The sequence below is a fragment of the Bifidobacterium sp. UBA4282 genome (assembly GCF_002394995.1).
GTDB classification, from domain to species: domain Bacteria; phylum Actinomycetota; class Actinomycetes; order Actinomycetales; family Bifidobacteriaceae; genus Bifidobacterium; species Bifidobacterium pullorum_B.
In genome coordinates, this window is the sequence record NZ_DGVO01000051.1 from 1 (window position 1) to 6,737 (window position 6,737).

Annotated in this window: 5 protein-coding genes; 1 reads left to right on the plus strand and 4 read right to left on the minus strand. The window is 63.4% G+C overall.

The window, feature by feature from the left end; translation table 11 throughout:
• Nucleotides 1–279 precede the first annotated feature (279 nt).
• The 3 genes from B4C31_RS08045 to B4C31_RS08055 all read right to left on the minus strand — a co-directional run bounded on the left by B4C31_RS08045 (nucleotide 280) and on the right by B4C31_RS08055 (nucleotide 3,465).
• Nucleotides 280–1,572, minus strand: a complete 1,293-nt coding sequence (locus tag B4C31_RS08045) for a citrate synthase (protein ID WP_291532040.1) — start codon at nucleotides 1,570–1,572, stop codon at nucleotides 280–282.
• A 236-nt stretch (nucleotides 1,573–1,808) separates the two neighbouring features.
• Nucleotides 1,809–2,588: a type I methionyl aminopeptidase gene (gene map / locus B4C31_RS08050; protein ID WP_291532041.1), complete on the minus strand. Its 780-nt coding sequence runs from the start codon at nucleotides 2,586–2,588 to the stop codon at nucleotides 1,809–1,811.
• A gap of 58 nt (nucleotides 2,589–2,646) precedes the next feature.
• Nucleotides 2,647–3,465, minus strand: a complete 819-nt coding sequence (locus B4C31_RS08055; RefSeq protein WP_291532042.1) for an HdeD family acid-resistance protein — start codon at nucleotides 3,463–3,465, stop codon at nucleotides 2,647–2,649.
• Between the two features lie 167 nt (nucleotides 3,466–3,632).
• Between B4C31_RS08055 and B4C31_RS08060 the strand changes: the two genes are divergently transcribed.
• Nucleotides 3,633–5,717 carry a M13 family metallopeptidase gene (locus B4C31_RS08060; RefSeq protein WP_291532043.1) on the plus strand — a complete coding sequence of 695 codons (2,085 nt, stop codon included), beginning with the start codon at nucleotides 3,633–3,635 and terminating at the stop codon, nucleotides 5,715–5,717.
• A gap of 14 nt (nucleotides 5,718–5,731) precedes the next feature.
• Here B4C31_RS08060 and B4C31_RS08065 read toward each other — a convergent pair whose 3' ends face one another.
• Complete coding sequence (locus B4C31_RS08065; protein WP_291532044.1) at nucleotides 5,732–6,394, minus strand: single-stranded DNA-binding protein; 663 nt, start codon at nucleotides 6,392–6,394, stop codon at nucleotides 5,732–5,734.
• Nucleotides 6,395–6,737 lie beyond the last annotated feature (343 nt).

The window sequence follows — 6,737 nt, forward strand, 5'->3', positions numbered from 1 at the left end:
TCTTGAGTTCTCAAACCACCACCGCACCAGCAGACTTCCTCATCTCTCGGAGAGGAGGCCGCCGTGCTGAGCAGCGAGATATGAATTTACCCCGATGCGTCCGTTCATGCAAATCGAAGGACGCGAAAACCTGAGGAACCGTTGATATTCCACGGTTCCTTCGGCGTGTCGAAATAGGACTTCAAAGCCGTTTCCACTACCAGAATATTGTGGTTTCCGCTCGGAAAACGGATGCGGAATCGAAGTTCACCGGCGTGTCGTCAAGATGTAACCCGATGCTCACCGCTGATCGAACGGCACATAGTCGCGTTGCGCGTGACCGGTATACACCTGACGCGGGCGGCCGATCCTGGTATTCGGATCGGCGAGCATCTCCCGGTACTGGGCGATCCACCCCGGGATACGGCCCAACGCGAACAACGTCGTGAACATCGCCGAATCGAAACCGATCGCCCGATAGATCAGGCCGGTGTAGAAATCGACGTTCGGGTACAGGTGCCGGGAGACGAAATACTCGTCGTGCGAGGCGATATCCTCCAGCTCGGTCGCGATCTCGAACAGCGCGCGCTCCCCCGCCGGCAGATCCAGCGCGGCCTCACGCTCCAGGATCTTCTCCAGATAACCGCGGGCAATCGCCGCACGCGGATCGTACGACTTGTAGACACGGTGGCCGAGACCGGAGATGCGGTGGCCGCTGTCCTTGGCCCACTCCACAAACTCACGGACGGTCTTGCCGGAATCGCGGATCGCCTCCAGCTGACGCAGCACCGCCTCGTTCGCCCCGCCATGCAACGGACCGGACAGCGCGTTGATGCCGGCGGCCACCGCCGAATACAGGTTCGCATGCGCGGAACCGGCGATGCGCACCACCGACGTCGAACAGTTCTGCTCATGATCCGCGTGGATGATCAGCAGACGACCGAGCGCATGCACATACAGCGGATCGGATTCGAACGGCTCATACGGCACGGCGAAACACATGCGCAGGAAATCGTCCACATAACCGCGCGCATAATCCGGGTACAGCATCGGCTCGTCATGCCGACGCCGGAAGATATAGCTGACGATCGTGCGCGCCTTGGCCATGATATTAACCGCGGCCTCATCCAACTGTTCGGGATCGTCAATGGTGCAGGTCTCGGGGTGGAAGGTGGCCAGCGCGTTGATCGCCGAGGCGAGCACGCTCATCGGGTGCGCGGAACGCGGGAACGAGCCCATGAACGTGCGGAAGTCCTCACCGACCATCGTCCGGTGGTTGATCTTCGTGCAGAACCGGTCATACTCCTCGCGGCTCGGCAGCTCCCCCTTCTCCAGCAGCCACGCGACCTCCAGGAAATCCGACTGCTCGCACAGCTGCTCGATCGGATACCCGCGGTACCGCAGGATCGAATTGTGCCCGTCGATGAACGTGATCTTCGACTCACACTGCGCCGTGGTCAGGAATCCCGGGTCAAGCGTGACCCAGCCGTCGTTGCGCAACCGCGACACCACAATGCCGTCCGGGCCCGAGGTGGCCTTGACCACCGGCAGGGTAAAGCTGGCCGTATCCACGTTGAGTTGTGCTGTTGCCATATGTGTGCGCCTTTCCGCGACTGTATCCGGCCCGCAAACGGCGTCCTGCCGCCGACAGACCCGATTCCTGTTCCGTTATCACACCGTTTGGCTGGTCGCCGTCATGCCCCGCGCCGGCGTATACGAAAGCCGGGGCGCGCTCATCGTAACAAACGTGAGCACGCCCCGGCTCGGGTTGTCTTGCCAGATGGCCACCCTCCGAGCGCCCAGCCGTATGCGGCGGCGCCCGGCAGCCGTCACTCGTCGCGGGCGGTCAGGATGATCGGGCCGTTGTCGGTGATGGCGATCGTGTGCTCGCTGTGCGCGCCGCGCGAGCCGTCGGAGGACTTGAGGGTCCAGCCGTCCTTGGGATCCTGGTAGATCTCGTCGGTGGTCTTGAGGAACCACGGTTCGATGGCGATGACCAAGCCCGGACGCAGCTTGTAGCCGTGGTGGGCCTTGCCGTCGTTGGGCACATGCGGGTCGCCGTGCATGATGTGGCCGACGCCGTGGCCGCCGAACTCCAGGTTGATCGGATAGCCGTAGGAACGGGCCACATCACCGACGGCGCAGGACACATCACCCAAGCGGTTGCCGGACTGCGCGGCGTCGATGGCGGCGGCGAGCGCCTCCTCGGTGCACCTGATCAGGCGCAGGTCCTCGGGGTCCTTCTTCTCGCCGACCACAAAGCTGATGGCGGAGTCGGCCACCCAACCGTCCACGCTGATCGCCAGGTCGAGGCTCAGCAGGTCGCCGTCCTTCAGCGCGTAGTCGTACGGCACGCCGTGCAGCACCGCGTCGTTGACGGAGGTGCAGATGTAGTGGGCGAACGGACCGGTGCCGAAGTCGGGGGCGTAATCCACGTAGCAGGATTCCGCGCCCTTGCGGCTTTCGATGCGGCGACGCACGAAGTCGTCAATCTCCAGCAGATTGGTGCCGACCTTGGTCATGGCCTTCAGGTCGGTCAGGATGCCGGCCACGAAACGGCCGGCGGGCTTCATCGCTTCGATTTCCGATGGTGTCTTCAGTTCGATCATGCTTGCTACCTTACTTCGCGCGCCCAACATATGGACGCCATCGGCATCATCGTTCCGCTTACCTGGCCTTCGGCGTGCGGCCGAAGCTGAAGGCGCGTACGACGGAGGCGACGCCCATCACGATCAGGGCGATGCCGCCGAAGATCATCAGCCACATGGCCGAGCTCAACGGGGCGAACAGGACGATCAGGCCGGCGAGGACCGAGACGATGGCGTACAGCACCGACCAGCCGGATTTCGGCAGCTTCCAGGATTCCAGCAGGGCGGTGACGCCCTCGATGATCCAGCCGATGCCGACCACCAGCGTGATCATGACCAGCATGGTGGTGCCGGACAGGGCGGCGTTCTTCAACACCACCACACCGCCGATGGACAGCAGGATGCCGACGAAGACGTTCAGCACGCGCCAGCCTCCCGGCAGTCCGAGTTCCACAATGGACGAGACGATGCGGATGACGCCGGAGACCACGAAGTAGATGCCGAGCAGCACCGCCGCGATGACCAGCGTATGACTGGGCCACAGCAGCAGCGCCAGGCCGAGCACGACCGCGGCCACGCCGATGACGCCGTACAGGGCCCGCACCGCGTTCTTGGCCTGCTGCGGCAGCATCTGCTCGAACAGTTTGAACGGATCGCCCGGATGGCCCGGGCCGGGCTGCCCGTAGGGGCCGCCGGAGTATCCCTGATGGCCGCCATCGTTCGGGGCGCCGCCCTGGGTGTAGGTGTATTGGGTGTACTGGGCGTAGTACTGGTTGTTGCCGTATTCCCCGCCGTCCGCGTTGGGGTTGCCCGCATTGGGCGCATACGCCCCGTACTCCGGCTGGCTGCCGGGCTGCTGACCGTTGGGGTCGGGGCCGTTGACGTTCTGATCCGACATGGGATGCTCCTTGACTTGGTGAAGCGGCACGTTGCATCGCTTCTCTCCTCTATGGTAGGCGTCCGTTAGGCACGGTGACTAATTTCTTTGCCGTCAGCTGAACGATTCCTCCCCCGTACCCCTTGCGATCCGTCGGGAATGTCATCTTGCGCGGATAGTGTGAGACCATGACTACAGCATTGGTTTCCGGACTGGATCCGGCGTCGTTCTCCTCCGTCATCAAACCCTCCCACGATCTGTTCCGTTACGTCAACGGACCGTGGATCGACACGTACCGGCTGCCCGATGATCGTTCCCGCTACGGTGCGTTCGACAAACTCGCCGAGGATGCCGAACGGCAGATCCGCGACATCCTCGAGGACGAGGATGGCTGTCCTGCCGCCAAATCCCAGGCTCTGTACCATTCGTTCCTGGACACCGACGCCATCGAGGCCGCGGGCATCGATCCGATCCGCGAGGACCTGTCCCTGATCGACGGTGCCGCGGACAAGGCGTCGCTGGTTCGCGTGCTCGGCTCGCTCAACCCGCGCGACGAGATCGACCTGTTCGGCATGGGCGTCTACGGCGACCCCGCGGATCCGGATACCAACATCCTGCATCTGGTGCAGGGCGGCATCGGCCTGCCCGACGAGGCCTACTACCGCGAGGACCGCTACGAGCCGATCCGCCAGGCCTACGTCGATATGGTCTCCACGCTGCTGCGGCTGGCCGGCTACGCCGAACATCACGTCGACTCCGACGCCATGGCGAAGCGCTTCTTGGACGTCGAGACGCGCATCGCGGCGCACCATTGGGACAACGTGGCCGTCCGCGACCCGCAGAAAACCTACAACATGACCTTGTTCGACCAGCTGTGCGCCATGCTCTCCCATGTCGACATCGCGGCCTGGGCCGACGCCTGGCAGGCGTCCTATGACGCCTCGCCCGCGAGCGCGACGCAGCCGGTGGATATGAGGACCGTGCTCGCCAACGTCAACGTATGCGAACCGAGCTTCTTCACCGGGCTCGACGAGTTCTGGGATCAGGCCGATGTGGACGATCTCAAGCTGTGGGCGCGCGTGCATCTGCTGATCGGGTTCGCATCCCTGCTGGGCAAGCAGTTCGATGAGGCCCAGTTCGAGTTCTTCGGCAAGACGCTGGCCGGCACCAAGAAACAGCGCGACCGCTGGAAGCGTGCAGTCTCCCTGGTCAACAGCGCATGCGGCGAGGAGGTCGGCAGGGAATACGTGCGCCGGCATTTCCCCGAAAGCTCCAAGCAGCGCATGCAGGAACTGGTATCCAACCTGATCGGCGCCTATCGCGTCTCGATCGAACACAGCGACTGGCTGGGCGAGCAGACCAAGGCCAAGGCCCTGGAGAAGCTCTCCAAGTTCACGCCGATGATCGGCTACACGGACCATTGGCGCGATTACACGGCGCTCGACATCAGGCCCGATGCCGGCATCGTGGATAACATGCGCGCCGTCCGCCTGTATGAGTATGGCTATCAGTTCGCCAAGGTCGGCAAGCCCGTGGACCGCGGCGAATGGCTGATGAACCCGCAGACCGTGAACGCCTACTACGAGCCTTCGATGAACGTCATCGTATTCCCGGCGGCCATCCTGCAACCGCCGTTCTTCAATGCCGAGGCGGAGGACGCCGCAAACTACGGCGGCATCGGCGCGGTCATCGGCCATGAGATCGGCCACGGCTTCGACGACCAGGGCAGCCAGTACGACGGCGACGGCAAGCTCAACAACTGGTGGACCGACGAGGACCGTGCGAACTTCGAAGCCCGTACGAAGGCGCTGATCGAGCAGTACAACGCCTTCGTGCCGACCCAGCTGCAGGAGAAGTACGCCGATGATCCGGACCAGGCCCCGCACGTCAACGGCGCACTGACCATCGGCGAGAACATCGGCGATCTGGGCGGCGTCGGCATTGCGCTCAAGGCCTATGCCATCGCACTGGACAAGGCCGCGGGACGCGAGAACGACGGCTCGCCCGAAGCCATTGCCGAGGCGTTGGCGCAGGCGCCGGTGATGGACGGATTCACCGGACTGCAGCGCTTCTTCCTGAGCTATGCCTCGATCTGGCGCACCACGCAGCGTGACGAGCTGGCCGAACAGTATCTGCAGATCGACCCGCACTCCCCCGCCGAGTTCCGCACCAACGGCATCGCCCGCAACGTGGATCTGTTCTACACAGCATTCGAGATCAAGCCCGGCGATCCGATGTGGCTGGACCCCGAACAGCGCGTGCGCATCTGGTAACGCGTCATCAACCGTCAGAATCCGGAGTCGGCAAACTCCTCCTGTTCGTCATCGGGAGCGAGTTGGCCGGCCTCTGCCGTATGCGTATACGGTTGCCGCACATTCGTCGCCGCATCGATGGCGCCGTCCGCGCCCCTCGCCGTACCGTATGATTCCGACGCGGTCTGAGGTGCCGTCGCATCAGTGCCTCGGTATCCGGCCGCATCGATCTCGACCGGAGCCGCCGGCGCATCCGAAGTCGCCGCCAAAGGTCCGACATTGCCCCCGGATTCCGCCGTCCGACCGCCGGAATCGGCATCATGCTGAACGCCACGCGCCGTTTTATCATCCTTGTAGAACATGGCGTTGCCGCAATTCAGGTCATGCCCCACACTGGAGGCCTCGATCACCAGACGACTGCGTTCCGTGTCATCCTGCGTCCAGACTTCCGTGTTGAGCTGGCCCGTCACGATAACCGGATCCCCCTTGCGCACCGAACGATGCACATGTTCGGCAAGACGCCGGAACGTCTTCACCGTGATCCACGTGGTCGGAAAGCTGCGCCAGACATGCGCCGCATCGTAATACCCCCGCGTGCACCCCAGACGAAACGAGCATATCGCGCCCTTCGCCTTGTCGAATATCGCAGGCTCACTGCCCACGTACCCCACAATCGTCACCACGCCCAACTGCACCATGTCCATCCCCTTTCCGCAACGGTGTGGACCGCATGAACCACGGCGCACAGGTACGGGTACCGAGGTGGAGGGAGAGAGATAAGGAGCGTCCCGTCTCCTGCGCACCGTGGCTCATCGGTGCATCCCACTATGCGCGCCGAACCAGGCGAACCGCAACGGCAAGAGGCCATGGTGACCCCAGACTCCGGTTTCGGGCGTGTTGTGGATAACCCCGGTGCATAACCGGTTCGGTATCCACATCCGGCTGCATATAACGGCAACGGACCGCACGACGGCAAAGCCGATCCACATACGAAAACGGCCCCGCTCCCATCGGGAGTGAACTGCGCCCCGTTTGTTGGAC

What these genes read in the sequence shown, in the direction of transcription:
- map (WP_291532041.1), bottom strand. Translation starts at nt 2,588, where the DNA reads ATGATCGAACTGAAGACACCATCGGAAATCGAAGCGATGAAGCCCGCC.
- B4C31_RS08065 (WP_291532044.1), bottom strand. Translation starts at nt 6,394, where the DNA reads ATGGTGCAGTTGGGCGTGGTGACGATTGTGGGGTACGTGGGCAGTGAG.
- B4C31_RS08055 (WP_291532042.1), bottom strand. Translation starts at nt 3,465, where the DNA reads ATGTCGGATCAGAACGTCAACGGCCCCGACCCCAACGGTCAGCAGCCC.
- B4C31_RS08060 (WP_291532043.1), top strand. Translation starts at nt 3,633, where the DNA reads ATGACTACAGCATTGGTTTCCGGACTGGATCCGGCGTCGTTCTCCTCC.
- B4C31_RS08045 (WP_291532040.1), bottom strand. Translation starts at nt 1,572, where the DNA reads ATGGCAACAGCACAACTCAACGTGGATACGGCCAGCTTTACCCTGCCG.